Annotated in this window: 4 protein-coding genes; all 4 read left to right on the top strand. The window is 42.5% G+C overall.

What is annotated here, in order from left to right; all coding sequences use genetic code 11:
* Positions 1-539 (top strand): ComF family protein (locus B4K11_RS03075; protein ID WP_292959225.1); only part of this gene is annotated, 539 nt, incomplete at its 5' end.
* A 142-nt stretch (positions 540-681) separates the two neighbouring features.
* Entirely contained in the window at positions 682-1,398 is a 717-nt protein-coding gene (gene tsaA / locus B4K11_RS03070) for a tRNA (N6-threonylcarbamoyladenosine(37)-N6)-methyltransferase TrmO (RefSeq protein WP_292957634.1), read from the top strand.
* 83 nt (positions 1,399-1,481) lie between these two features.
* A complete protein-coding gene (locus B4K11_RS03065) occupies positions 1,482-1,835 on the top strand; it encodes a hypothetical protein (protein ID WP_292957631.1) in 354 nt (117 codons plus the stop codon).
* 144 nt (positions 1,836-1,979) lie between these two features.
* Positions 1,980-2,159, top strand: coding sequence for a hypothetical protein (locus B4K11_RS03060; RefSeq protein ID WP_292957628.1), 180 nt, complete (start codon positions 1,980-1,982; stop codon positions 2,157-2,159).
* Positions 2,160-2,683 lie beyond the last annotated feature (524 nt).

Genomic DNA, 2,683 nt, shown 5'->3' with positions numbered 1-2,683 from the left:
CTGCTCAGTACGATCATCTGATCTGCGGAAAATGTCTAAAATCAAAGCCTTCATTCACAAAGGTGCAGGCCCCTTTTTTATACATGTTTCCGATAAATCATTTTATCGGCAAAATAAAATACAATAAGAAACCACAATACATTGGCCCACTCGCCTCATTGCTTATAAATAGTTCGACAATCCCAAGCACAGTCGATCTTATTATTCCTATCCCTATGCATCGATCTAACTTACAAAAACGCGGATTCAATCAGGCTGAATTACTAGCTAAAGAGATGAGCAATTACCTAGGTATCGAAATAGATACCCACTCCCTAAAAAAAACCAAGAAAACAATCCCACAAATGGAGTTAGATCGAGATCAACGACTGAAAAACCAACGTGGCGTATTTATATGCGATGATCTAAAGCACAAACATATATTACTTGTAGATGATGTAATGACGACGGGAGCAACCATGGAAGCGGCCACTCGTGTATTGCTCAAAGCAGGGGCCACCAGCGTTCATGTCATCGTCATTGCCCGAACGCCTAACTAAAAGATCTTGTTTTTATATCAATCATGAATGGTCAGTGAAAAATAATATAAAATAGCTCGAAAACAGCTCCTTAATGCCCTAAATCAAGCAGAGTCATTTAGGGGGTACATATCAATCAATCTACGAATACCCTAACTCACTTATGTCAGACTCATACAACTTACAGCCCATCGCCATCATCTCCAGTCCCTATAAGGAGAAGTTTGGAATACCTCGGCAGCCCGGTCTGGCAAATAGCGTGGTTTCAACTCTGAAGATTCTTCCTGAATTTAGTTCCCCAGAGATCATTCGCGGCTTAGAGGGCTGCAGCCATATCTGGCTGATATTTGTATTTAGTGAATGTGTTGATAAAGGCTGGAAGCCAACAGTACGCCCACCTAGATTAGGCGGTAATAAACGCTTAGGGGTATTGGCAACGCGCTCTCCTTTTAGACCCAACCCTATCGGCTTATCACCTGTTAAACTAATTTCCACAGAGCTAAAAGAGGGCTCTATTGAACTTTTAATCAGCGGCGCTGATCTGCTGGATGGCACACCGATCCTTGATATCAAACCTTATCTTCCCTATTCCGATATCCTACCTGATGCCTCTTTTGATATTGCCGAGGAAATAAACCCACTGCCGCAAAATGTCTTCTTCTCAAATCAAGCATTACAAGCGTTATCAGATGCAGAGTCCCGTTTGAAACAACCGATTAAAGATCAAATATCAGAGCTGTTAAAATGTGATCCTCGCCCCGCCTATAAGAAAGACGATCCGGACAAAAGCTACGGAATAACACTGCACGATCTAAACATCCGCTTTCGTATCTCCAGCCAAGAGATCTTAGTCGATGCTATTCATCAACAAGAGGATTGAAAGCCTTCCAGCCGCTCTTCTATTCATTTCGGCTTAAGCCCTCTACACTTAGAATATTAGCTATTATGCACAAGGTTAATTTAATGAAACATTTAGTAAGGCTTACCCTATCTCTGTGCTTATTGACTCCTTTTAGTACTTTCGCTGAAGATAAAACAGAGCAATGGCAAGAGTGGCTTTTCCAGTTACCTAACATTCTGGAAGAACGTACCGCCACGAGCTCTAATTACATGAAAAATTATCTCCAGTGCATGGATGATCAACAAGCACTTAAAAACGACTCCGATATGACCATTGGAGAGCTGATCGACAATGCCTTAAAGTCTGGCGATCAATGCGCCCACCTCTTAAATGAGATGTTAGAAAGCCTAACCGACCAGCCCATAGAGTCACTCAGCAACAAGCAAAAACAAGAACTTATAAACAAAAGCCTTTAGCTACTCTCTTGCTTTGACTAAAGTCTAAATCCCGAGTAAAATACTCAGGATTAGAAAGGATAGTGATAAATAGATTTTGGTGGCTCGCCATCAAAATGCTCAGGAACGAGGTAGTGTTTAGATCTAACGATTATTGAGGTGAATATGAATTACAGCATTGCAGATACAGAAAACTTGCTCGAAGAATCTAGTGCTTTATTTGAGTGCTATTTAGAACGTGTATTTGAGTCCGAATCTGTTAACGATCTAATGAGCGCATCCCATTGGTATGCCGATGCTTTCTTCAACATGCTGGCTTACCCTCAACAACAAACACGCCATTAATTTCTCTAATTCGCCCTGATATTCCATACTGCTCTAGCTTTCTAGGCTGTTGATCTTTTGAGCTCCTATTTGAGTTCCTATAAAGAGGAGCTCAGATCCTAGGAAGCAACAGCTCTTCCCCTTAAGAATATAACTCTTAAAAACAGCCGCCTATTCCGTGTCTCGCTTCGCGAGTTTCTGTTGAGAGCCAGCCTTTATGCCCGCAGGGGTACTACTGCGCGAGGTTCTTGGTATTTTAGGAAACAGAACCATTTTTATTGCTTCTGATTGTCTTCAGCCGGTTGCGTGTCATTCGCTCAGAGGGCTGAGCTCCTACAACGAACCAGCTTTGTAGGAAGCCAGCCTTTATGTCCGCAGGGGGGCGAGTTTTTGGTTTTAAGGTTTTTTTGTAGGAAGCCACCCTTTATGCCCGAAGGGGTGCGTGTGCGAGGTTTTGGTTTTTTATCTTCTAGGTAGAAAGCAGACCTATTGAGTTGCATCGGAGGATCTTCAGCCGGTTACGTGTCATTCGCTCAGAGGGCTGA

The organism is Neptuniibacter sp. UBA6509, from assembly GCA_002435145.1.
Classification (GTDB): Bacteria; Pseudomonadota; Gammaproteobacteria; order Pseudomonadales; family Balneatricaceae; genus Neptuniibacter.
Note: the sequence above shows the minus strand (reverse complement) of the source record. Positions and strands in the feature narration are given on the sequence as shown.

What these genes read in the sequence shown, in the direction of transcription:
- tsaA (WP_292957634.1), top strand. Translation starts at nt 682, where the DNA reads ATGTCAGACTCATACAACTTACAGCCCATCGCCATCATCTCCAGTCCC.
- B4K11_RS03065 (WP_292957631.1), top strand. Translation starts at nt 1,482, where the DNA reads ATGAAACATTTAGTAAGGCTTACCCTATCTCTGTGCTTATTGACTCCT.
- B4K11_RS03060 (WP_292957628.1), top strand. Translation starts at nt 1,980, where the DNA reads ATGAATTACAGCATTGCAGATACAGAAAACTTGCTCGAAGAATCTAGT.